Source organism: Streptomyces sp. NRRL F-5727 (assembly GCF_000719555.1).
GTDB lineage: Bacteria > Actinomycetota > Actinomycetes > Streptomycetales > Streptomycetaceae > Streptomyces.
On record NZ_JOGX01000001.1, the window covers coordinates 131016 to 152844 of the forward strand.

Here is a 21829-nt window from a genome sequence, read left to right on the forward strand (position 1 = left end):
CACGAGAGCCGTCAGGGCTTGAAGAGGATCTTCACCGCGCCGTCGCGCTTCGTCTGGAACATCTCGTACGCCTCCGGCGCCTCCCCCAGCGGCAGCCGGTGGGTGGCGAAGTCGTCCACCCCCAGGGGATCGTCGTCGGTCAGCAGCGGCAGGAGCCGGTCGACCCAGCGCAGCACGTTCGCCTGCCCCATGCGGAGCGTCAGCTGCTTGTCGAACATCACGAGGAGGGGCATCGGGTCGGCCGCTCCCCCGTACACCCCCGAGAGCGACACCGTCCCGCCGCGGCGGACCATTTCCACGGCCAGGTGCAGCGCGGAGAGCCGGTCGACGCCGAAGCGGCGCATCAGGCCGCGGGCGACGGCGTCCGGCAGGCGGGCCACCATCGAGTGCAGGCCCCGGGCGACGGGCGCGCCGTGCGCCTCCATGCCGACGGCGTCGACGACGGCGTCGGGGCCCCGGCCCTCGGTGACGTCCCGGACCCGCTCGATCGGTTCGGCGCCGTCGGCGGCCGGGTCGATGGTGTGTACGCCGCGGGCCGCCGCGCGGGCGCGTCGTTCGGGCACCGGATCGATGCCGACGACGAGTCCGGCGCCGCGCAGCAGCGCGATGCGGGCGGCCATGTCGCCGATGGGCCCGAGGCCGAGGACGGCGACGGAGCCGCCGGGCGGTACGTCCGCGTACTCGACGGCCTGCCACGCCGTCGGCAGGACGTCCGAGAGGTAGACGAAGCGGTCGTCCGGCGGCCCCTCCGGGACCGGGATGGGCAGGGTGTCGCCGAACGGCACGCGCAGGTACTCCGCCTGGCCGCCCGGCACCTGCCCGTACAGCTTGGTGTAGCCGAAGAGGGAGGCGCCGGTGCCGTAGGCCCGCACCTGCGTCGTCTCGCACTGGGAGTGGAGGCCGCGCCCGCACATCGCGCAGGTGCCGCAGGAGATGTTGAACGGCACCACGACCCGGTCGCCGGGGGCGAGGCGCCGCACCTCGGGGCCCACCTCCTGGACCACGCCCATCGGCTCGTGCCCGAGCACGTCGCCCGGGTCGATGAACGGTCCGAGCACCTCGTACAGATGCAGGTCCGATCCGCACAGCCCGCTCGTCGTGATCCGCACGATCACGTCCGTCGGCTCCCGGATCTCCGGATCGGGCACGGTCTCCACCGAGACCTTCCGCCTGCCCTGCCACGTCACGGCCCTCATCGCGGTCACCTTCCTTCCACGTGCCGGTGAAACACCTCACGGCCGGGTCACCTCGCGCCGCGGCACACCGCCGGACCGGGCGGTCACGCTGATGCGGGCCGGCACGCACGGGGCGCGCAGCCGCCGGGAATCGGTCGGGCCACTACCCGGGCCGGGCGGCGGTACTCCTCGCACGCTCCGCCTTCTGCGCGAGATGACGCCTCTCGGTGAAACCGTGAGAACAGAACGGAATCCGTGAGAGCGACTCAGCGTCGGCGTGCCGGGTAGGCGCTGCTCGACACTTCCGGCCGAAGGCCGGACCCGGATCGAGGAGATGGCCGCGATGGACACGCGGACCGACACGGAATCCGCCGACGAGATCTTCTGGCACGACAGCACGCTGTCCACTCACCGGCCCGCCGTCAGCACCCCGGACGCGGGGGCACCGGACGAGCAGGTCGACGTCGATCAGGAACAGGGCGTCGCGCCGCGCGAAGAACGGAACATCATCCGGGGCGAGGACTGACGCCCGCCGTCCTTCCCCCGATCTCCGGCCCCGGTGCCGTGCGTGCGTCCTCTCCACGCCGCATGGGCGGCCGGCTCGCGGGCATCGCACGGACATGGAACCGGACAGAAGAAGCGTCGTCACCGTCCACCGGCCGTCCCGGACCGGCGGACGCCGGGTCACCCTGCGCGGCGGCATCCTGGGCCTGGCCTACGACGACTGGGACCTCGTCGAGCTGTTGCGCGGTGCCGGCTTCGAGGACCCGGAGGGTCTCGTCGGTGCCGACTCGCACCTGATCGAGTGGCGCGGCGGACATCCGCACCAGTACGTCGCCGCCTGAACGCGATGGCGGACGGGTGGTGGCGGCGCACCGCGTTCCGCGGCCGTTCCCGTTCAGTCGTGCGGCACGACCGCGACCGGCGCCAGGCAGTGGTGCAGGGCCGCGTGGGTGACGGCCCCGATGTGGGCGCCGATCCCTGACCGGCGGACCCTGCGGCCGACGACGACGAGCCGGGCGTCGCGCGACAGCTCCGTCAGTGCCTGGGCCGGCCGGCCTTGGTCGCAGTCGCGCACCACCGCGACGTCCGGGAACTTCTCGGCCCAGGGGGCCACCGCCTCGTCGAGCGCCCGTCGTGTGTCCGCGGCGACCTCCGTCAGGAGCAGCGGCCGTGCGCCGACCATGTCGGGTCCGTAGAGCGCGGGGACGGCCCAGCGGTGCACCACGCGCAGCCCGCAGCCGTACCGGTCCGCGGCGGCGAAACCGAAGGCGAGCGGCTCGTCGCCGGCGGAGGCGACGTCCAGGCCGACGACCACCCCTTCTGTGCGCTCCTCACCGGGCTCCAGCAGGTCGTGTGGGCGCACGAGAACGACAGGTCGCCGCGTGCGGGCGAGCACCGCCAGGGAGACCGACCCCGCGAGGAACCCGGCCAGGCCGCCCAGGCCACGGGAGCCGAGCACCAGTGGGTCCGCTTCCTCGGCGGCGGCGCACAGCTCCTGGACCGGGTCGCCTGCCACCCACGCCGTCTCGACGCGCAGTCCCGGGTGGCGGCGCCGCAGCCGCCTTTCGACGGTGGCGAGGGTGCGCTCGCCCCATCCGCGAGCCGTCTCCGGGTCGACCACGCGCGTACGGGGGTTCTCGTCGACGTCCCACGCGAGGAGCAGCCGCAGCGGCACGGCCCGGCGCAACGCCTCCAGGGCGGCCCACTGTGCGGCGGCGAGGCTCTCGGGGGATCCGTCGAGACCGGCGGTGACGGTGCGGGGCATGGTGACTCCGGGGGTCGGGCGGCCGGGCGGGCCGGTCGCGGCATGGGCAGGCCGGGCCTTCAGCAGCCCGACGACCGCCGTCCGGCGCTCCCCGGCGCCGCTGGGCGGGCCTGCTCCTCCACATTGATCGGCCGGGACGCTGCGCGCAGGGGGCCGAAGGTCCCCGCACCGGGCCCAGGGGGCCCGGCCCTCGGGAGCGGCAACGGCGCGGCGGTGTGCTGCCCACGTCACGCCGTGTTCCGGTTCCCTGTCGAGGTTCCGTGTTCCGGTTCACGGCGGGTGCCCGTCCGACTGCACCTCGGTCAAGGCGCGAGGGGCCGGCGACCTGTCGCAGGGCCCTCGCCTTCTCCGTACGCCGGATATCGACGCCCGCGGGCCCTGTCCGGCTCTGGCGGCGGCGCCGGACTCAGGCGCGGCCGTCCCGCCCTGCCGCCCCGCCCTGGGCAGCCAGCGCCTGGGTGGCGATGACGGCGGCCTGCACCCGGCGCTCGACGCCCAGCTTGGCGAGCAGCCGGGAAATGTTGTTCTTGACCGTCTTCTCCGCCAGGAACAACCGCTCGCCGATCTGCCGGTTGGTCAGTCCCTCACCCACCAGGGCCAGGATCTCGCGCTCCCGCTCGGTCAGTCCGGGCAGACCCTGCGGCTGCTCCTCCCGCGGAGATCCGCCGCGAAGCCGGGCCATGACCCGGGCCGTGGCCCCGGAGTCCAGCATGGACTGGCCGGAGGCGACCGTACGCACGGCGTGGACCAGGTCGGTGCCGGTGATCTGCTTGAGGACGTAGCCGGACGCACCGGCCATGATCGCGTCGAGCAGTGCCTCCTCGTCGTCGAACGACGTCAGCATCAGACAGGCCAGGTCGGGCATGCGCGAGCGCAGCTCGCGGCACACGCTCACGCCGTCCCCGTCGGGCAGGCGCACGTCGAGGACGGCGACCTGCGGTCGCAGTGCCGTCACCCGCACCAGCGCCTGCTCGGCCGTGCCGGCCTCCCCGACCACGGTCAGGTCGGGCTCGGCGTCCAGCAGATCGTGCACGCCGCGGCGCACCACTTCGTGGTCGTCGAGAAGGAAGACCCTGATCGGCTCCCGCTCGGTGAGCCCACCCCTGATGTCCGTCATCACACACTCCGTGTTCGCCGAGTTCTCCGCCCCCATGGGCTCCCCACGCATCCTGCCGCGCCTGCGGGACCATCGACAGGGCCGGACGGCCCTCAGTTGCGAGCCCCCGGCGGCAGCGGCCGGCGACCGGCACCGCTGGAAGGGGCCGTTCGGCCCTACTGGGGCAGGCGTGTGAGGGGAGACGCTGGCCGAAGGCGGCGAAGGCGTCCGGGGCCGAGCCGGAACAGAAGGCGAGCACGATGAAGGACGAAGCCACGCGCACCACGGTGGACGACCGCCGTGAGTCGGTGGCGCCCCGGCGAACGGGACAGCTCGACCGCGCCGAGGCCCTGCGGCTGCTCGGCAGCATCTCGCTCGGACGCATCGTCTTCACGCACCAGGCCCTGCCGGCCATCCGCCCGGTCAACCACTTCATGGACGGCGAGGACATCATCGTCCGCTTGCACGACGGCGCCACGCTCGCCTCCATCGTGACGCCCACCCAGGCCGCAGGTGTGGTGGTGGCCTACGAGGCCGACGTCATCGACCCCGAGACGCACCTCGGCTGGAGCGTGGTGGTCACCGGATACGCGCGCCGGGTCACCGACGAGAGCGAACTCGCGCGGTTCGCCGCTCGTCTGCGCCCCTGGGCGCAACACCCCGCCACGAACGCCGCTTTGCGCATCCGGCCGGACCTGGTGACGGGCCTGCGGCTCACCGTGTAGGCGTGCCGGGGCTCCGGAGGTCACCCGGCGTGGTCGGACCCGAGCGGCGCGCGCCACACCAGTCTGCTGCCGCCCTGCTCCGGACGCTCTATCGTCAGGGTTCCCCCCACACCGCGAGCCCGCTCCTCCAGGTTGTTCAGGCCGCTGCGCCTGCCGCCTTCGGGGATTCCCCGGCCGTTGTCCGTGACGGTGAGGACGACCTCGTGCGCGGTGGCCTGCAGGGCGACCTCGACCCGGGTGGCCTGTGCGTGGCGGGCGGCGTTGCTGAGCATCTCGGTCAGGGCCGCCGTGACGTGGTCGGCCACCTGGGGCCGTACGTCGGTGTCCAGCAGGCCCTCCATGCTCAGACGGGGCGGGAAGCCGAGGGTCGTCGCCGTCTCGCCGACCGCACGGGCCACGCGGGCCCGCAGGCTCGGTCCCGCGTCCTCGTCACGGGCGCGCAGACCGAAGATCGTGGAGCGGATGATCTTGATGGTTTCGTCGAGGTCGCCGACGGCGCGCGAGACGCGTTCGGCGGCGCCCTCGTGCTGGACGAGCCGGGCGGCGCTCTGCAAGGTCATTCCGGTGGCGAAGAGCCTCTGGATGGCGAGGTCGTGCAGGTCGCGGGCGATGCGGTCGCGGTCCTCCAGAAGGGCGAGCTGCTCGGCGTCGCTGCGCCGCGCGGCCAGCTCCAGCGCGAGCGCGGCCTGCCCGGCGAAGGCGAGCAGCGGCTCCAGTTCCCCGTCGGTGAAGACCGGTTCGGTCCGGTGGCGGGCGAGCAGCAGGACGCCTCGGGTGTCCTCTGCGGTGGTTCCCAGGGGGACGGCGACCGCGGGGCCCAGACCGTCGAAGCGGCGGGGCCCGGCGGTGCAGCGGTCGTCCTGCGGGAGGCAGGTGGTGGTCACGGGCGCGCCGCTCCGGAAGGCGGCGCCGGAGAGGGTGCCCGCGACCGGGACCACCAGGCCGCGTCGGGTCTCGCCGTCGCCACCGATGGCCAGCTCGACGACGAGGTCGTCCGTCCCGGCGACGGGCACGGAGACGTCGGCGAGTGCCGCCCCGGTGATCTCCTGGGCGCGGCGGGCGATCAGTTCCAGGACCTCGAGCCGGGGGCTGCCGGAGAGCAGGTTGTTGGTGATCTCCGCGTTGGCCCGAAGCCAGCGCTGCTGGCGCTGCGACGCCTCGTACAGCCGCGCGTTGTCGATGGCGACACCGGCGGCGACGGACAGGGTGGAGATCACCGACTCGTCCTCGGAGTCGAAGTCCAGACCGCCGTGCTTGTCGGTCAGGTAGAGATTGCCGAAGACTTCGTCGCGGACGCGGATGGGCACGCCCAGGAAGGTGCGCATCGGCGGGTGGTGGGCGGGGAAGCCGTAGGACGCCTCGTGGGCGCCGAGGTCCGTCAGCCGGAGCGGCTCGGGGTTCTTGATCAGCTCGCCGAGGATGCCGTGCCCCGCCGGCAGGGGACCGATCTTCGTGCTCTCGTCCTCCGTGACCCCGACGGTGAGGAACCGCGACAGGGTCCGGCCGTCCGGGCCGATCACTCCCAGGGCGCCGTACCGGGCGTCGACCAGGAGCGCCGCGGCCTCGACGATGCGCCGCAGCACCTGGGAGAGGTCCAGCTCCCGGCCCACCGACACGACGGCCTCGAGCAGGCTGTGCACACGGTCCCGCGTCCCACGAGCCGCGTCGATGCGCGCCTGCAGCTCCTCCAGCAGCTCGTCGAGCCGCATCTGTGGCATCCGCGACAACGGCTCCTCGCCCACCCTGCCTCCTGAAGTCGATCACCTGCTCCTGGGCGGCAGCCTATCGGCCGTGCGGGTGGCCGGGCCGTCGGCAGCGGCCCCGGCCTGGGCGGCGGTGGAAACCGTCGGCCCCAGGACCGTCCGCCGCCCCAGGTTCCGCACGGTCAGCTGGCCGGTCTGGTCCAGCGGGCCGAAGGCGGAGTCCTCCCGCGTGCCGAGTGGCCCGGCGGATCCCGGGCCGAACGGCCCACGGCGCGGGTCCTGATCGGTTCTGTCCCCTTCACCTCGCCTCGCAGCACTGTGGAAGCAGCGACGATCAGGAGGAGCGAGTCATGAAGGCAGCAGTGGTGAAGGCCCTGGGAGAACCTCTGGTGCTCGAGGAGCGCCCCGATCCCGAGCCCGGCCCCGGCCAGGTCCGCATCCGCGTCGAGGCGTCCGGGCTGTGCCACACGGACATCCACGCCGCACGCGGTGACTGGCCGGTGAAGCCCACGCCGCCGTTCGTCCCCGGGCACGAGGGCGTCGGCATCGTGGAGGCCCTCGGGGACGGCGTCACGGACCTGTCGCTCGGACAGCGCGTGGCCGTACCGTGGCTGGGCTGGGCCTGCGGACGCTGTGAGCACTGCCTCACCGGCTGGGAGACGCTGTGCGAGGAGCAGGTCAACACCGGTTACGGCACCGACGGCGCGTACGCCGAGAAGATGCTCGCCCACGCCGCCTTCGCGCAGCCCGTCCCCGACGGCGTCGACCCGCGCGAAGCGGCCCCGCTGACCTGTGCGGGGGTCACCACCTACAAGGCCCTGAAGGTCGCCGGCGTCGGACCGGCCGACCTCGTGGCGATCTCCGGCGTCGGCGGTCTGGGGCATCTGGCCGTGCAGTACGCGAAGATCGCCGGTGCGACGGTCGCCGCCATCGACGTCTCCGACGAGAAGCTCCGACTCGCCGCCGAGCTCGGCGCCGACATCCTCGTCGACGCCCGCAAGGAGGACCCGGCGGCGGTGCTCCAGCGGCACGGCGGAGCCCACGCGGCCCTGGCGCTGGCGGTGAACGAGGATGCCTTCGCGACGGCCCTGGCCGGCCTGCGCCGCGGCGGCAAGCTGGTCATGGTCGCCCTGCCCGCTGACGGCATCGTCCGGGTACCGGTCTTCTCCACCGTCCTCGGCGGGACATCCGTCATCGGGTCGATCGTCGGTACCCGCCAGGACCTGGCCGAGGTCTTCCAGCTGCACGCCGCCGGTCGTACCCGCGTGGTCTACGAGACCCGCCCGCTCTCGTCCGTCAACGAGTGCGTCGACGAGGTCCTTCACGGGCGCGTCAAGGCCCGCGTCGTCTTCGAGATGTGAAGCGCGGACTCCGTCGCGGCGCCGCGGCGGACGGAACCGGTGATGCCGTGCGCCGCACCCAAGGGACCCCCAGGTGAAGGGAGCTGAGAGCACCGTGGTGCAGTACCGGACCGTGGGTGAGGTGATGACCGGCGAAGTGGTCCAGGCGTACCCCGGCACTTCCTTCGAGGAGCTGGCCCGCCTGCTCACGACGCACCACGTCGGCGGTCTGCCGGTGGTGGACGACGACGACAAGGTCGTGGGAGTGGTCTCCCTGGGCGATCTGACCCGACGGCAGGGGGCACGCGGCCGGACCGGGTCCGGCCGGGACCGCGTGCTGCGGACCCTGGGGCGGATCGTCCGCGCCCGCCCCGCCGCGGGACCGGCCGCGACGGCCGGCGGCCTGATGTCCACTCCCGCGGTCACCGTCCATCCCGAGCAGCGCGTGGCCGACGCGGCGCGCATCATGGAACGCCGCCACATCGACCGGCTGCCGGTGGTGGACGAGGAGGACCGCCTCATCGGCATCACCACACGCCGTGACCTCCTGCGCGTCTTCCTGCGCACCGACGAGGAGATCCGCGAGGCCGTCGTCGACGCCGTGCGTCCCTACGGTCCGGGCCACGACGCCGCCACGCTCCGCATCGGTGTCCGGGACGGGATCGTCACCATCGAGGGTGCCGCCGGACCGGAGGACGACGTCACCGTGCTGCTTCGGGCCGCCTGGCGGGTGGACGGCGTCGTCGGCGTGGTCAACCGGCTGACGGGCGACGGGCGTGACGGCTCGCCCGCGCTCCCCACGTCACCGCCCGCTTGACGACGTCCCGAAGCCGGACAGGTCGGCCCGCTGATCTCCGCCGCCGCCCCGCAACCGGCCGCACTCCCTCAACGGCGAGGGAACTGGGCGTGGAACGCCGTGTCCAGGCAGCTGTCATCGCCGCACGGACTCACGCGCACGACGCCTGGGCGAAGCAGCTCTGTCACCCCTCGTCGGTCGGCAGCGGGACGCGCCATTCGAGCACGGTTCCGCCCGCCGTGCCCGGGGGCCCCGGCCTCACGTGCACGGACAGTTCGCCGCCCAGCCACTCGGCCCGCTCGGCCAGGTTCCGCAGGCCGCTGCGGGTGCCTCCCGGCCTGACCCCGACTCCGTCGTCGCTCACGGTCACCGAGAGAACGCCTTCCTCGACGACGACCGCCACCTCCCCTCGGCGGGCTTGAGCGTGACGGGCGACATTGGTGAGCGCCTCGCCGATCACCGCGACGACCTCGTCGGCCGCCTCCGCCGGCACGTCTGTGTCGAGGAGTCCCTCCATACGCAGGGCAGGGGCGAACCCGAGGGGCTCGGCGGCTTCGTCCACCACTTTGACGACGCGGTTCCTGAGCTTCGGCGCGGTTCCGGATGTTTCGTGGTCCCGGAGGCCGAAGATGGTCGACCGGATGATCTTGATGGTGGCGTCCAGGTCGTCGATCGCCCCGGACAGCCGGTCCGCTGCCTCCGGGTGCTCGACGAACCGGCGGGCGCTCTGCAGCGTCATGCCGGTGGCGAACAGGCGTTGGATCGCGAGGTCGTGCAGGTCGCGCGCGATGCGGTCGCGGTCCTCCAGAAGGCTCACCTGCTCGGCGTCCCGACGCCGGTCGGCCAGTTCGAGGGCGAGGGCCGCCTGGCCGGCGAATCCGGGCAAGGCGCTGATCTCGGCGCCCTCGAAGGGCGACCGTCCATGACGCCGCGCGAGGATCATCACCCCGCTCAGCCGTTCCTTCGTGCCCACCGTGACGGCCACCGCCGGTCCGAACCCCTGCCAGCGCTCGCGCTGCACCGTGATGCGCGCGTCGTTCTCGACGTCGGCGGCGGTGACCAGGCCGTCCCCTTCCAGAGCCGCCGCGGCGAGGGTTCCCTCGGTGCTGGGCAGCACAACACCTCTGTGGGTTTCGGCACCCTCGCCGCTGGCCAGGGAGCCGCGCAGCTCACCGCCCGATCCGACGAGATAGAAGACCCCGACGTCGGCGCCTGCGATGTCCACGGCGTGCTCCAGCATCCCTCCGAGGACCTCCGTCTCCTCCGCTCCGGACAGCAGGGCGCTGGTGAAGTCGGAACTCGCGGACAGCCAGCGCTGCCGCAGTCGTCCCTCCTCGTACAGGCGGGCGTTCTCGATCGCGATCCCGGCGGCGACGGCCAGGGTCGCGACGACGGCCTCGTCCTCGCCGTCGAAGTCCGCGCCGCCCCGTTTCTCCGTGAGGTAGAGATTGCCGAACACCTCGTCGCGGACGCGGATCGGGACGCCGAGGAACGTGTGCATCGGCGGGTGGTGAGCCGGGAAACCGTACGAGGCGGGATGGTCGGACAGCTCGGCAAGGCGCAACGCCTCGGGGTTGCGGATCAGCTCGCCCAGGATGCCGTGACCGGACGGCAGAGCGCCGATCTTCTCGCGCAGCTCGTCGTCGATGCCGATCGGCAGGAACTCGGAGAGTCTCTGGTCTTCGCCGATGACGCCCAGGGCCCCGTACTCCGCGTCCACGAGGGTCACGGCGGACTCCACGATGCCGCGCAGCACCTGCGGCAGGTCGAGTTCGCGGCCCACGGACATGACGGCTTCGAGCAGCCCGTTCAGCCGGTCACGTGTCCCCCGCACCTCGTCGATGCGGACCTGGAGCTCGTCCAGCAGTTCGTCGAGCCGCAGCCGTGGCAGCCGCGCATCAGCGGACTCGATGTCCTCCCGGACCATCGAAACCTCCGGTCGCGTCAGGCGCGCGGACGGCACCCGCCGCTCTCGTTCTCACGGTAGTCCCGATGCTCATGCCCTTCCTGCTGGGCTCGGTCCCCGGAAGGCCGTCCGGACCAGACGTGCGGCGAGGAATCCGGCCGGTGCGCAGGCCGCGGCGATGCCGATGCCCGCCCAGCCGAGTGGTTCGGTCTCCAGGACCGAGCTGAGGAACGGCACGTAGAGGGCGGCGGCGGCCAGGAACCCCGAGGCGAGGACCGCGAGCGGGAGGAAGAGGTTCTGCCGGGTCAGCAGTCGGGCGCGCAGGCCCATGACGACGCCGAGCTGAGCGGCGAGCAGGGCGAGGAAGAGGACGCTCTGCCATGGGAGACCCAACGCCCGGGCGGCGAGTCCCGCACCGAGCGTGGCGGTCGTGACCACCACGGCGAGGAGGAGCAGTCGCTGCCAGGCGCCGCCGCCGAGGATGTGCTGGTCCGGCGGGCGGGGCGGTCGTCGCATCACGCCCGGGGCGGCCGGTTCGGCGCCCATCGCGACGCCGGTGAGACCGTGCGTGAGCAGGTTGATCCACAGTATCTGGCCCGCTCGGAGAGGCAGCGGCAGTCCAAGCAAGGGGCCGATCAGCATGACAAGGATCTCGGCGGCGCCGCCGGCCATCCCGTAGACCAGGAAACGGCGGATGTTGTCGTAGACGCGCCGGCCTTCCTCGACGGCGGCGACGACGGTGGAGAGCTCGTCGTCCGTGAGGACGACGTCGGCCGCCTGCCGCGCCACCTCGGTGCCACGCTCCCCCATGGCGACGCCTATGTCGGCCCGGTGCAGGGCGGGACCGTCGTTGACCCCGTCACCGGTCATGGCGGTCACCGCGCCCCGGCCGCGCCACGCCTCCACGATGTCCAGCTTCTGCTGCGGGTCGGTGCGGGCGAAGACCCGGACGGCGGTGAGGTCGGCGACGCTTCCGGCTGCTACGTCCGCGCCCGTGACGACACGTCCGAGCGCCTCGCTGTCGTCTCCCAGCAGTGCCACGCGGGACGCCACCGCTCGGGCGGTCGCGGGGTGGTCGCCAGTGATCAGTACGGGGGTGATGCCGGCCGCGCGGCAGGTGGCAAGGGTCGCTGCGGCGTGCGGTTTGGGCGGGTCGCTGAGGGCGACGAGGCCGAGCAGCGTGAGCCCGGATTCCACCGCGGTGATCCGGTCCGGCACACCGTCGCGCACCCCCGAGCCCACGGCGAGCACGCGATAGCCGCGCTCGGCCAGGCGTGCGGCCTCCTGGCGGGCCTGTGCGAGCGGGCCCGGGCCGTCTTCGAGAACAGCGGTGTCGAGTACGGCTTCGGGGGCGCCCTTGAGGCAGATGAGCACCCGGCCCTGCCCGGCGGCGTGCAGCGTGGTCATGCGTCGGCGCAGGCTGTCGAAGGGCGCCTCCCCGATCCGTGGCCGGCTCGCCGACAGCTCCGCCGGCGCCGGGCAGCCGGTCTTGGCGGCCGCCGTGAGCAGAGCGGCCTCCATGGGGTCGCCCAGGGCCGTCCACCGGGCCTCGGACGTGGCGGGGTCCGGTGGACGCAGTGTGGCGTCGTTGCAGAGGGCGGTCACGGTCAGCAGGTCCCGTACCGGCGCGAGCTCCGCCTCGCGTGCCGGTCGCCCGTCGACCAGAGCCTCACCCTCGGGCTCGTATCCCACGCCCGTGAGTTCCGCGCTCACCCGCGGCGTCCAGACGTGCTGGACGACCATGCGTCCTTCCGTGAGGGTGCCGGTCTTGTCGGTGGCGAGGACGGACACCGAGCCGAGCGTCTCCACCGCGGGCAGCCGCCGCACGAGCGCGTGTCGGGCGACCATGCGGCGGGCCCCGAGTGCGAGGGCCAGGGTGACGACGGCGGGGAGGGACTCGGGGACTGCGGCGACCGCCAGACTGATGGCGGTGACCGCCATGGTGCCGATCGGGAGGCCCCGCATCAGGCCGAGCGCGAAGACACGCACAGGCCCAGGGTCACCGCGGCCAGCACGCGGCCGAGGGCGGAGAGGCGTCGTTGCAGTGGGGTCGGCTCGCGGCGGTCGTCGAGAAGGGCCGCTATGCGGCCCAGTGCGCTCGAGGCGCCTGTGGCCGTGACCGTGGCCACGCACCGCCCTCGTACGATGACCGAGCCCGCGCTCAGCGTGCCCCCGGTGTCCTTGTCCACCGGCACCGACTCCCCGGTGAGCATCGACTCGTCCAGCAGCAGAGCGGACGCCTCGGCGAGTTCGGCATCGGCGGCCACGACGTCACCCTCTCCCAGGAGCAGCACGTCTCCGGGGACGACCGCGGCAGCCGGGAGGTCGCGGACGGTGCCGTCACGCCGCACTCGCGCGTGTGGGGCGCTCAGGGCGGAGAGGGCGGCGACGGCGTTGTCGGCCCGGATCTCCTGGGCGACACCGACGGTGGTGTTCACGATGATGACCAGTGCGATGACGATCGCGTCCGGGTGGTCGCCGATCGCGAGGGTCAGGACGACGGCCCCGAGGAGCACCATGATCAGCGGGTCGCGCAGCTGCGCCAGGATGCGGCTGTGAAGCGGTACGGGCTTCCTGGCAGCCACCTCGTTCGGCCCGGTTTCGGCGAGCCGGCGGGCGGCCTCCACCTCGGTGAGGCCGGCCATCTCAACGGTAGAGGCGGTTGCCGAGGTCGTCATGGTGGCTCACTCGACAGGGACGGTGATCACCGGGCAGTGGGCGCGGTGAAGCAGACCGTGGACGACGGATCCGACCCGCATCCCGGAGTATCCTCCCCGTCCCCGACGGCCGACGACGACGGCAAGGGCGTGCTCGCCGGCTTCCGCCAGCATCTCGACGGGCGAACCGATCAGGACCTCGTGGGTGAGCCGCACGTCCGGGTACTTCTCCGCCCAACCGGCGGTGGTCTCGGAGAGCAGTCGACGCTCGGCGTGGAAGAGGGTGTCCCCGGTGTGCAGGGTGAAGACGGGCGGCTGCCAGACGGCGACGGCCCGCAGCGCGCAGCGCCGCAGGTCCGCCTCCTCGAAGGCCAGCGCCAGCGCTGCCCGTGAGGACTCGCTGCCGTCGACACCGACCACGAGGTATGCCGGGTCCTGCGTGCCGTGCTCGGCGTCGCCCACGACCACGACGGGGCAGCGTGCCTGTGCCGAGACGGGGACGACGAGGGAGCCGGCGCTGAGGAACTCCTCGGTGCGGCTGAGGTGCCGAGAGCCGAGAACGACCATGGCGGCCTGACGCGACAGGCCGGCCAGCACCTTGACGGGTGCACCATCGAGGAGCGCGGTGGTGACACGGACGCCCGGCTGCCGACCGTGTGCCCACGCCGATGCGGTACGCAGTGCGTCCTCACCGGCAGCGGTCTGAGCTCGACGCCGAGGGGTGTCGTCGACGTGCTGCGTGTCGTGCGAACTCGGAACGGCGACCACGAGGTGGAGGGCGAGACCACGTCGATCTGCCTCGTCCGCAGCCCAGGCGAGCGCGAGACGCCAGTTCCTGGCCGGGTCGATGCCCGCGACGATACGGAGACGCTCCGGGGTGGCGGTCATGGTGTGCTCCCGTGTCCGAGCCCGAGCCGGGGGATGAGCTCCACCGGGCTGTGGGCGTGCTGCGGCAGGGTGAGAGTGGTTCGGCCGATCGTCGGCCCGAGGCATCCGGGTGCGCGGCGGCCGCCGACCACGAGGGCCCCGGCGCGGCCCGCGTCGTTCTCGTCGCGGACCGCCGCCAGAACGGCACCGGTCTCGGCGGGCTCCGGTGCGCCGCGCACCACGACGACCGGTGTGGTCCCGTCAGCGGCGATAGGGAGACCGGGGTGGCGCGCCGCGACCGCTGCGGCGGTTCGGTCGAGCAGCTCCTGGCCGGCTCGCCGGTACAGGTCGGTCTCCGCCTGGGAGAGAACGGGTGGGGCGGCGTCGCTGTCCGTCGTACGGAGGAGACAGAGAGCACCCTCACGCAGCTCCGTCGCGGCCCAGGTTGCCGCCGCATCCACGGACTCCGGTCCGTCCACGCCGACACCGACTCCGCCGAGTCCGGGACGGGCCGTGTTTCCGTCCATGGCTCCTCCTCCGGTCTCCGGAAGTCCGATCCGTGGGACTGGTCTCACCCTGACACCCGGCCTCCCGGCGCCTGGAGGGCCGCTGGGGGCAAGGGAGGGGCCGAACGGTCCCTTCCCGTTCTCGCGGGTCCGGTCGGGCCCGGGGCGTGGGCCGTTCGGCCCTCGCAGGTCGCCGGGCATGCGTCGGACGGTGGTGGAGAAGGGAGCCGGCCGCTCGGCCGCTCGGCCGCTCGGACAGGAGGTGCGGCGATGAAGCACCTGAAGGTCGGCACCCTGATGACCGACAACGTGGTTTCCGCCGTGCCGGACATGTCGTTCAGGGACGTGGCGAAGCTTCTCGCCGAGCACGACATCACCGGTGTCCCCGTCATCGACGACGACGACCACGTCGTCGGAGTGGTCTCCGAATCCGATCTGCTGGCTCGCCGGCAGCTGACCGCGCGGGAGCTCATGAGCGCACCGGCGGTGACGGTGCACGCGGAGGAGACGGCGGCGGACGCCGCGCGGCTGATGGTTCGCCGCGGGGTGGAGCGCCTTCCCGTCGTCGACGAGGAGGAGCGGCTGGTGGGGATCGTGACCCGTCGCGATCTGCTTCGCGTCTTCCTCCGTCCGGATCCGGAGATACGACGCCGCATAGGCGAGGAAGTGCTGGCGGATGCACTGGGCCTCGACGCCGACGCGGTCGACGTCCACGTCCTGGACGGTGTGGTGACACTCGAAGGCCGGGTCCGGCGACAGGGCCAGGCCACGACGCTCGTCGGACTCTCCGAGCGCGTGGACGGTGTCGTCGCCGTCGTGGACCGGCTGTCCGTCGACGAGGACGCCGCACGGCGCGGGGCTCCCGCCCGCGGCGCTCACGACGTCGCCTGGTGACCTGCGCGGACAGGACTGGCACAACGCCCAGCCATGGGGGTTCGTCCACCGAACCGGCACCGTCGAGCCGCATGGCGACCCCTCACGCCGGATGTCACGCAGGGATCCCGACCACCGCGCCCGCCACCTCGGCTGCGGTGCCGCCCTGTTCGGCCCGCGCGTCGCCGCCGCGCGCCGTGGCCGACAGGCCGAGATCCGGCTGCTGCCCGACCCGGGAGATCCCTGGCATCTCGCCGACGCGCGTCTCGTGGACCCCACCGGGGCGGCGGACCTGGCCGCGCCGCACGGCGCCCTGCGGGGCAGGAACACCGTTTTCCCCTTCACCGAGGAGCCCGGTCGGCGCGGCCGGGGAGGGACCGGAGTCGGCGGGAGTCCCGTCGTACGCCTTCGGCCCGCTGCAGTAGGACGTCATGTCTTCCGTCCGGGACTGCGACGCCCGGCACCGTGCCGCGGGCCGCTCCTCGGCTCGCTTCGAGAAGAGGCCCCGGATCGCCCTGCTCGGCACGGCCGAGGACGCGCCCGAGGAGTGGCCGCGGGCCGGGTAGGCCATGCGGCGGATCCTGCTCCGGGCCACCCTCGACGGGCTGTCCCTCTCCCTCGTGGCGCAGCCGCCGGAGGGGCCGACGGTGCGCTCAGCGGCGCGGGACCCGGGGTCGTCGATGGGCTACGTCCACGAGCCGCTCACAAGCGGAACCAGCGCTCCTGTCCCGGTGGCACCGTGAACCGCCGTTCGCCGGGGAGCACGATGATGAGCGGGTCCTGCGTCGAGGGCGGGACGCGGACGGCCAGCCGCCCGGGAAGCATGCGAACCCGCACGCCTCGATGGCCGTGGAAGCAGAGCGTGAAGGCGAACCGGGGGATCTGCGCCAGCGGCACCGGGGCCACCCGGAGTCCGTCCGGCCCGGCCTCCAGACCGGTGAACCCGCGTTCGACCAGGTCGAGCGTGCCCGCCATGGCGCCGAGGTGGATGCCCTCCCCGGTGGTGCCGCCCTGAACGTCGGCCACGTCGGCGAGCAACGCCTCCTCGCAGTAGCGCCATGCGTCGGCGCCCTTCTGCCGGGCCAGGACCCAGCCGTGGACGAGGCTGCTGAGCGTCGATCCGTGGCTGGTGCGGCTCAGGTGGTACGCGACCGTGGAGCGCCATACGTCGTCGTCGAGGCGGTAGCCGAGCCGGGCGAACAGCGCAGCCAGCTCGTCGGGGCGGAACAGATAGCCGAGCATGAGGGTGTCGGCCTGCTTCGACGCCTGGTAGCGGTTGACGGTGTCGCCCTCGGCCTCCAGGATGCGGTCCAGCCTTCGGATGTCCCCGTACCGGGCGCGGTACGTGTCCCAGTCGAGCTCAGCCAGGTGACCGTAGCCCTCGAACTGGCTGACCACCCCCTGGTGGAACGGCACGTGGAGGCGTCGGGAGACGTCCTCCCAGCGGTCGGGTTCGCCGTCGTCGAGCGACAGCCGCTCGGCCAGTTCGGTGCGCCGGGAGTCGGGCAGTTCGCCCAGCAGGTCGATGCCTCGGGCCAGTACCCAGGCGGCGGTCACGTTGGTGTAGGCGTTGTCGTCGATACCGGGCGTCGTGGCGTCGGGATAGGCGTCGTGGTATTCGTCGGGGCCGACGACCCCGCGGATCCGGTAGCGCCCCAGTTCCGGGTCGAACGCGGCGGAGCCCGCCCAGTGTCGGGCGACCTCCAGCAGGATCTCGGCTCCGGCGGAGTGCAGGAACCCGAGGTCGCCGGTGGTCTGCGCGTACCGCCACACGTTGTAGGCGACGGCCGAGCCCACGTGCCGCTGGAGCCGTGAGAGGTCGGGCAGCCAGCGTCCGGAGCGCGGGTTGAGATGCAGTTCCTGCGTCTCCTCCCGGCCCGAACTCGCGCTCTGCCAGGGGTACATGGCCCCGGTTCCGCCGGCCCGGCGCGCCGCGTCGCGGGCGGCCGGGAGCCGACGGTGCCGGTACATGAGCAGGGACCGGGCCACCTCCGGAAAGTGCAGGCTGAGGTAGGGCAGGACGAAGAGCTCGTCCCAGAAGACGTGTCCCCGGTATGCCTCGCCGTGCAGACCGCGGGCGGGGACACCGACGTCGAGCTCGACCGTGTGCGGGGAAAGTGTCTGGAGCAGGTGGAAGAGGTGCAGGCGCAGGACGCGGCCCGCCTCCCCGGGCACGTCCAACTCACCCTGCTCCCAGAGCCGCTGCCAGGCGGCCCGGTGGGTGGCGAGCAGTCCGGGGAAGGCGGGGGCGCGGTCGAGGTCGTCCCGTGCCGCCGTGAGGGGATCGCCGGCCGGTCTGTCCGTCGAGGCGCGCAGGGCCAGAGTCTTGACGACCGTCACCGAGCGGCCGGGGCCGATCGGCAGGTGGTAGGTCTGGACGGTGCCGGTGCTCGTCGCGGCCTCACGGGCGGGGCGTACGGGGCGGGTGACGGTGCGGACGGCCATGGCGATCCCGATGCCCGGGTCGGCCGTACGGCAGGTGAGCCAGGCGACGCCACCGGGGTCGAACCCGGCCCGGTGTTGCGTGAGGTGGTGCTGCTCCAGGTGCCGGTAGCGCTCGACGCCGGAGTTCGTGACGGTTCCGTCGACGGCGGACTCGACCTCGACGGCGCCGCTCCAGCCGTAGGCACGGAAGAGGGTGAGCTGCGCTGCCAGATGGGAGTCCCCCATGTGCACGATGCGGGTGTGGCCGACGCGCAGTCCACGTCCGCGGGCGTCCCTGAAGAGCACGCTTCGGGTGAGCACTCCTCCCTGCAGGTCGACCTGTACGTCGTGGTGCCGCAGGTACTCGGAGTCGGGCGTCAGCCAGTCGCCGGGCGGACCGTCGTCCGGCAGGCAGCGGTAACGCAGTAGCGTCCAGTTCGGAAGGTTGACGAGGTCCTCGTTCTCGACCCGCCGACCGGCGACGGCCGACGTGCGCCGGTCGTAGCAGCCCGCCAGGTAGGTCCCCGGGTAGTGAAGGACGCCGGCGTCGCATTCGGGGGCTGACCCCCGCGTGGCGAAGCGGCCGTTGCCGAGGGTGCAGAGGGCCTCGACGAGCCGTTCGCGCTCCGGGTCGTAGCCGTCGTAGCGCCACGTCCAGCCGGTGGTCATACGCGGTCACCCCACACGATTCGGACCAGGGTCGCGAGGTCGGGGACGACGAGATCCGCGCCTTGTTCCCGCAAGGCGGCGGCGCCGCGACCGTCCGGCGTGCGGTCGACGCCCACGACGAGACCGAAGCCGCCTCGACGGCCCGCCCGGACGCCGGCGAGCGCGTCCTCCACGACCGCTGTGTCCTGCGGGCCGACGCCGAGGAGACCGGCCGCGTTCCGGAAGAGCGCGGGGTCCGGCTTGCCTGCGAGGCCGAGCCGGGCGGCGTCCTCGCCGTCGACGACGGCGGCGAGAAGCCGGTCGAGACCAGCGGCGCCCAGCAGGGCCCGTGCGTGCCGGGAGGCCGACACCGCGGCGCACGGCACGCGCAGCGAGCGCAGGGCGGTGAGCGCCCGCTCGGCATCCTCGTAGGCAGCGACCGGCCTGGTCCGGAGGGCGTCCTGGAACGCCTGTTCCTTGCGCGCCGCGACGGCCCAGACGGTGTCGCAACCGGGCGGGTCGTCCGGCCCTCCGGGCGGCAGTCGAATGCCACGGGCCGTCAGGAACGCCTCGGCTCCGTCATACCGCGACCTGCCGTCGACGAACCGCCGGTACTCGGCGTCCGCGTCGAACGGCACCCACGTCCCCGGCCCGGACGCAGTGTCTCCGAGGCACGCGTCGAAAGCGGCCTTCCACGCCGCCGCGTGCACGACGGCGGAGTCGAGGAGCACCCCGTCGGTGTCGAGGACGACACCTCGCGGCGGCGAGCCAGCGGGCGGACCGTTCATCTCGCGTCCGGGGAGCCGGTGCGGAGCGCGACCTCGACGGCCCCGGTGTCGGCATCGCGGCCGAACACATCGTACGCCTCCTCCATCCGCTCCAGAGCGAACCGGTCGTCGAGGAGCAGCGAAGCGGGCTTGCCGTGGAGTCCGATGCCGGCGACCCGGCCGCCGGGCCGAACCATCCGGGCGCACGTCTCGAAGGACTCGGCGAGGTCGACGGCGATGATCCGGCCCGGGCTGGAGAGGCGGGCGGTGGCGAGGCCGACGGGGCCGCCGCCGACCACGACGACGGTGTCGCCCGGCCGTACGCCGCCGTTCAGGACGCCCACCTCCTGGGCGGTGGGGCAGAGGTCCGCCGGCAGGACCGCCTCGACGCTGTCGACCACATTCGGGAGCGGGTGTACGGAAAGGTCCGCGAACGGCACGCGGACGCACTCCGCCTGCGTGCCGCCGACAACACCGCAGGCCGAGACGCAGGAGATGAGGACGCGGTCCCCGGGCCGCACCGGACGGACGTCCCGCCCGGTCTCGACCACCGTCCCGACGGCCTCGTGGCCGAGCACCCGTCCCGGGGACACCTCGGGCACGTCTCCCTTCCGGATGTGCGGGTCGGTGCCGCAGACAGTGACGACGTCGACCCCCACGATCGCGTCGCCAGGGTCGTCGACGTCCGGATCGGGCACGTCCCGCCCTGAGATCTTGCCCGGTCCCTGGAAGACCGCTGCCCTCATGGCGCCCACCTCCCCGTCACGCGCGGACGGCCTCATCGCTCACGCTCCGCGATCACGCGCTGAAGACACATGTGCCGACCGGCCCCACGGGAGGGCCGATCGGGCCCTGCGGCCCGGGCGGGTCCGGGTGCAAGGGTGGAAACCGGCCCGCTCTGCGAAGGAGGGCGCTCATGTCCGAGGCAGCCCAGAACCCCGCTCCCACCGCGCCCGCCGGTCCTCCCCCGCGACCGGCCCTGCTGAGTTTCCTGGGCGGTGTGGGGACGGTCACCGGCAGCAAGTTCCTGGTCGAGAGCGACCATGCGCGGATCCTCCTCGACTGCGGTCTCTTCCAGGGTTTCGCGGACCTGCGCCGGCGCAACTGGGAGCGGTTCGCCCGTGACGCCTCCGACATCCGTGCCGTGGTCGTCACCCACGCGCATCTGGACCACTGCGGCTATCTGCCGCGTCTGGTGCGGCAGGGCTTCCGCGGGCCGATCCTCACCAGCGCCCACACCGCCCGCCTCGCGGGGATCGTGCTGCGCGACAGCGCCCGGCTTCAGATGGAGGCCGCCCGGCACGCCGACGAGCACGGCTGGTCCAAGCATCGCCCGGCGAAACCGCTGTACGACGACTCCGACGTCGAGAAGACGCTGGCGTTCTTCGACCCGGTGCCGGTCGGCGGGGACGTGGAGATCATGGCCGGCACCCGGCTCACGCTCCACCACGGCGGGCACATCCTCGGCTCGGCATGGGCCCGGCTCACGCTGGAGGACGGACACACCCTGGCCGTCTCGGGTGACCTGGGCCGCCCCGGGCACCCGCTGCTGCTGCCGCCGGAGCCGTTCTCGGGCGCCGACGTGCTGCTGATGGAGTCGACGTACGGCGACCGACGCCACGACCAGGAGACCGGTCGGTCGGCCTTCGCCGACGTCATCGCCCGGACGGTGGCCAGGAGCGGCACCGTGGTGATCCCCGCCTTCGCGATCGACCGGACCGAGGTGGTCCTGCACGAGCTGACCCGGCTGCGCGAGAGCGGCGTGCTGCCGCAGTCGGTGCCGGTGTACGTGGACAGCCCCATGGCCCTCGCCGCGCTCGACGTCTACCGGGACGCCGTACGCGAGCGCTCCGCCGAGCTGCGGCCCGAGATCCTGGCCCAGGGCGAGACCGCACTCAGCCCCGCCCCGTTCCAGGCCGCACGAACGGTCCAGGAGTCCATCGAGATCAACAAGGCCCCCGGACCCGCCGTGATCGTCTCCTCGGCCGGCATGGCCACCGGCGGACGCGTCCTGCACCACCTGCACCGACTCCTCCCCGACCCACGCAACGCCGTGGTCGTGGTCGGCTTCGCCGCGGCCGGGACCCGGGCGCGGGACCTGGTCGACGGGGCCCGCGTGCTGAAGATGTTCGGCGAGTACGTGCCCGTGCGGGCCGAGGTCGCCGACGTGCCGCACTTCTCCGCCCACGCCGACGCGGACCAGATCGTCGACTGGCTGCGCGGTGCGCCGCCGCCGCACACGACGTATCTCGTCCACGGCGAGCCGACCGCCTCCGCTGTCTTGCGCGACCGCATCGACCACGAGCTGGGCTGGACGGCCGTCGTCCCCCGCTCCGGTGAGGCCGTCCTGGTCCGCTGACCCGGGCCCTTCGGGCCCCCGGTGTGCCCTGCGTGGCCCTCCCGGGGGACGCCCGCCCCGCGGGAACCTGGGGGGAAGGGCTGGAGGACACCATGACCACCACAAGAACGCTGCCGAACGAACTCGCGCCTGACGCACGCGAGCGGCTCCTGGAACGTTCCCGCCCGGTGCACATCCCGGCGGGTACGCGCATCGCCGGGAGCGACAGCACACCGACCG

21 protein-coding genes are annotated in these 21829 nt (G+C 73.1%); 8 read left to right on the plus strand and 13 right to left on the minus strand.

Annotation, left to right across the window (positions count from 1 at the left end; translation table 11 throughout):
• Window positions 1-11: 11 nt before the first annotated feature.
• Entirely contained in the window at window positions 12-1196 is a 1185-nt protein-coding gene (locus tag IF73_RS0100705; RefSeq protein WP_031002268.1) for an alcohol dehydrogenase catalytic domain-containing protein, read from the minus strand.
• Window positions 1197-1509: 313 nt separating this feature from the next.
• Here IF73_RS0100705 and IF73_RS0100710 point away from each other — a divergent pair, with 313 nt between their 5' ends.
• Entirely contained in the window at window positions 1510-1701 is a 192-nt protein-coding gene (locus IF73_RS0100710; protein ID WP_031002269.1) for a hypothetical protein, read from the plus strand.
• A 94-nt stretch (window positions 1702-1795) separates the two neighbouring features.
• A complete protein-coding gene (locus IF73_RS0100715; protein WP_031002270.1) occupies window positions 1796-2020 on the plus strand; it encodes a hypothetical protein in 225 nt (74 codons plus the stop codon).
• Window positions 2021-2073: 53 nt separating this feature from the next.
• Here IF73_RS0100715 and IF73_RS0100720 read toward each other — a convergent pair whose 3' ends face one another.
• Both IF73_RS0100720 and IF73_RS0100725 read right to left on the minus strand, forming a co-directional pair.
• On the minus strand, window positions 2074-2943 hold the full coding sequence (locus IF73_RS0100720) for a universal stress protein (protein ID WP_031002271.1): 870 nt from the start codon (window positions 2941-2943) through the stop codon (window positions 2074-2076).
• A gap of 406 nt (window positions 2944-3349) precedes the next feature.
• A complete protein-coding gene (locus tag IF73_RS0100725) occupies window positions 3350-4060 on the minus strand; it encodes a response regulator (RefSeq protein WP_031002272.1) in 711 nt (236 codons plus the stop codon).
• 239 nt (window positions 4061-4299) lie between these two features.
• Here IF73_RS0100725 and IF73_RS0100730 point away from each other — a divergent pair, with 239 nt between their 5' ends.
• Entirely contained in the window at window positions 4300-4764 is a 465-nt protein-coding gene (locus tag IF73_RS0100730) for a pyridoxamine 5'-phosphate oxidase family protein (RefSeq protein ID WP_031002273.1), read from the plus strand.
• A gap of 20 nt (window positions 4765-4784) precedes the next feature.
• Here the strand turns inward: IF73_RS0100730 and IF73_RS0100735 are convergent, their stop codons facing one another.
• Complete coding sequence (locus IF73_RS0100735; RefSeq protein WP_037877921.1) at window positions 4785-6482, minus strand: GAF domain-containing protein; 1698 nt, start codon at window positions 6480-6482, stop codon at window positions 4785-4787.
• Between the two features lie 335 nt (window positions 6483-6817).
• Here IF73_RS0100735 and IF73_RS0100740 point away from each other — a divergent pair, with 335 nt between their 5' ends.
• On the plus strand, window positions 6818-7828 hold the full coding sequence (locus IF73_RS0100740) for an alcohol dehydrogenase catalytic domain-containing protein (RefSeq protein ID WP_031002275.1): 1011 nt from the start codon (window positions 6818-6820) through the stop codon (window positions 7826-7828).
• Window positions 7829-7901: 73 nt separating this feature from the next.
• Complete coding sequence (locus tag IF73_RS0100745) at window positions 7902-8624, plus strand: CBS domain-containing protein (RefSeq protein ID WP_234338118.1); 723 nt, start codon at window positions 7902-7904, stop codon at window positions 8622-8624.
• A gap of 163 nt (window positions 8625-8787) precedes the next feature.
• Here the strand turns inward: IF73_RS0100745 and IF73_RS0100750 are convergent, their stop codons facing one another.
• From IF73_RS0100750 to IF73_RS0100765, 5 genes are all read right to left on the minus strand, one after another.
• Window positions 8788-10530, minus strand: a complete 1743-nt coding sequence (locus tag IF73_RS0100750; RefSeq protein ID WP_031002277.1) for a GAF domain-containing protein — start codon at window positions 10528-10530, stop codon at window positions 8788-8790.
• Between the two features lie 69 nt (window positions 10531-10599).
• On the minus strand, window positions 10600-12498 hold the full coding sequence (locus IF73_RS37325) for a cation-translocating P-type ATPase (protein ID WP_234338119.1): 1899 nt from the start codon (window positions 12496-12498) through the stop codon (window positions 10600-10602).
• Complete coding sequence (locus IF73_RS41770; RefSeq protein WP_234338120.1) at window positions 12474-13187, minus strand: cation-transporting P-type ATPase; 714 nt, start codon at window positions 13185-13187, stop codon at window positions 12474-12476. Before IF73_RS41770 ends, IF73_RS37325 begins: the two co-directional genes overlap by 25 nt.
• Before the next feature lie 6 nt (window positions 13188-13193).
• Window positions 13194-14054 (minus strand): universal stress protein, encoded by an 861-nt coding sequence (locus tag IF73_RS0100760; protein WP_031002278.1) that lies wholly within the window; start codon window positions 14052-14054, stop codon window positions 13194-13196.
• Window positions 14051-14560, minus strand: coding sequence for a hypothetical protein (locus IF73_RS0100765; protein WP_031002279.1), 510 nt, complete (start codon window positions 14558-14560; stop codon window positions 14051-14053). The genes IF73_RS0100760 and IF73_RS0100765 overlap by 4 nt, the downstream gene beginning before the upstream one ends.
• Window positions 14561-14809: 249 nt before the next feature.
• Between IF73_RS0100765 and IF73_RS0100770 the strand changes: the two genes are divergently transcribed.
• Complete coding sequence (locus IF73_RS0100770) at window positions 14810-15433, plus strand: CBS domain-containing protein (RefSeq protein ID WP_037877925.1); 624 nt, start codon at window positions 14810-14812, stop codon at window positions 15431-15433.
• Between the two features lie 94 nt (window positions 15434-15527).
• Here the strand turns inward: IF73_RS0100770 and IF73_RS0100775 are convergent, their stop codons facing one another.
• Window positions 15528-15845 carry a hypothetical protein gene (locus tag IF73_RS0100775; RefSeq protein WP_158821892.1) on the minus strand — a complete coding sequence of 106 codons (318 nt, stop codon included), beginning with the start codon at window positions 15843-15845 and terminating at the stop codon, window positions 15528-15530.
• Here IF73_RS0100775 and IF73_RS42500 point away from each other — a divergent pair.
• Window positions 15844-15978, plus strand: coding sequence for a hypothetical protein (locus tag IF73_RS42500; protein ID WP_267883558.1), 135 nt, complete (start codon window positions 15844-15846; stop codon window positions 15976-15978). The genes IF73_RS0100775 and IF73_RS42500 overlap by 2 nt on opposite strands.
• A 136-nt stretch (window positions 15979-16114) precedes the next feature.
• Here IF73_RS42500 and IF73_RS0100780 read toward each other — a convergent pair whose 3' ends face one another.
• From IF73_RS0100780 to IF73_RS0100790, 3 genes are read right to left on the minus strand one after another with little or no spacing between them, the layout of a single operon-like run.
• Window positions 16115-18505 (minus strand): glycoside hydrolase family 65 protein, encoded by a 2391-nt coding sequence (locus IF73_RS0100780; RefSeq protein ID WP_031002283.1) that lies wholly within the window; start codon window positions 18503-18505, stop codon window positions 16115-16117.
• Window positions 18502-19272 carry an HAD family hydrolase gene (locus tag IF73_RS0100785; RefSeq protein ID WP_031002284.1) on the minus strand — a complete coding sequence of 257 codons (771 nt, stop codon included), beginning with the start codon at window positions 19270-19272 and terminating at the stop codon, window positions 18502-18504. Before IF73_RS0100785 ends, IF73_RS0100780 begins: the two co-directional genes overlap by 4 nt.
• Window positions 19269-19997, minus strand: a complete 729-nt coding sequence (locus tag IF73_RS0100790) for an alcohol dehydrogenase catalytic domain-containing protein (protein ID WP_031002285.1) — start codon at window positions 19995-19997, stop codon at window positions 19269-19271. The genes IF73_RS0100785 and IF73_RS0100790 overlap by 4 nt, the downstream gene beginning before the upstream one ends.
• A gap of 170 nt (window positions 19998-20167) precedes the next feature.
• Here IF73_RS0100790 and IF73_RS0100795 point away from each other — a divergent pair, with 170 nt between their 5' ends.
• Window positions 20168-21610, plus strand: coding sequence for an MBL fold metallo-hydrolase RNA specificity domain-containing protein (locus IF73_RS0100795; protein ID WP_078867878.1), 1443 nt, complete (start codon window positions 20168-20170; stop codon window positions 21608-21610).
• The last annotated feature ends 219 nt before the right edge of the window (window positions 21611-21829 follow it).